This window comes from Roseburia sp. 1XD42-34 (genome assembly GCF_009917385.1).
Lineage (GTDB): Bacteria > Bacillota > Bacilli > Bacillales > Amphibacillaceae > Virgibacillus.
This window is the reverse complement of record NZ_QWLJ01000091.1, coordinates 1-1071: the sequence shown is the minus strand read 5'-3', so window position 1 is coordinate 1071 and position 1071 is coordinate 1. Positions and strand designations below refer to the sequence as shown.

The following is a 1071-nucleotide window of genomic DNA, read 5'->3' as shown; positions in this document are numbered from 1 at the left end:
TGCCCTCCAGAAAATTGATGCGGGTATTTAAGTATACTCTCTGGGCTTAAGCCCACTCGTTCAAGCAATTCCTGAACACGCGTTTTCTCTTCTGCTTTCGATAATTTTTCGAAATTTCGTAATGGCTCTGCGATAATATCTAATACACGTTTTTTTCCATTTAAAGAGGAATATGGATCTTGGAATATCATTTGAATATCTTTACGTAAACTATTTTTTTTGGAATTAAAACCGGCTAAATCAATCCCATCAAACTTTATACTTCCAGCAGTGATGGTATTCAAACCGATAACCGCCTTCCCTGTCGTCGTTTTTCCAGATCCAGACTCGCCTACAAGCCCGTACGTTTTTCCTCTTTCTATGGAAAAGGAAACCCCATCAACAGCTTTCACTGCATCAATTTTACGATTTAGAACTCCTCCTCGAATGGGGAAATGTACCTTTAATTTATCTACCTCAAGAAGTGCCATGGGTTGATTCCTCCTCTATTGTTCCTTCAGGAAAATAAAATTGCTGGTAACAAGTACAGCGTACGAAATGCCCCGGCTCTACCTCGTGCAACTCTGGATTTTCTTCATGTGCTTCCTCGCTAATCCAAGGTATTCGCGCTTTAAAACGACATCCTTCTCGTGGAAGATGTTGTAGGGATGGAACAATTCCCTGGATCACATGAAGCTTATCATGCACACTGTCTTCAGCTGGAATGGAATTTAATAACGATCTCGTATACGGATGCAACGGATTTTTAAACAATGTATACACATCTGCAATCTCTACAATTTGACCGGCATACATCACCGCTACTCGATCTGCCATCTCAGCTACAACGCCTAAATCATGAGTGATCAGTATAACACCTGTATTCATCTGTTCTTTCAAATCATTCATTAAACCGAGTATTTGTGCTTGTATGGTTACATCCAGTGCGGTCGTCGGCTCATCAGCAATAAGAAGTTCTGGTTTATTAGCAATAGCAATGGCGATCATCACCCGCTGTCTCATCCCACCGGACAATTGATGTGGATACTGCTCGCAAGTATATTCCGGTCGCGGTATACCGACTTGATTTAG

At 41.4% G+C, this 1071-nt stretch carries 2 protein-coding genes; both read right to left on the bottom strand.

Annotated features, from left to right (window positions below; genetic code table 11):
* A partial coding sequence (locus tag D1839_RS20145; RefSeq protein ID WP_120381543.1) for an ATP-binding cassette domain-containing protein occupies positions 1 to 470 on the bottom strand: 470 nt, incomplete at its 3' end.
* On the bottom strand, positions 457 to 1071 hold a 615-nt coding region (locus D1839_RS20140), incomplete at its 5' end, for an ABC transporter ATP-binding protein (protein ID WP_147358310.1). The genes D1839_RS20140 and D1839_RS20145, both read right to left, overlap by 14 nt.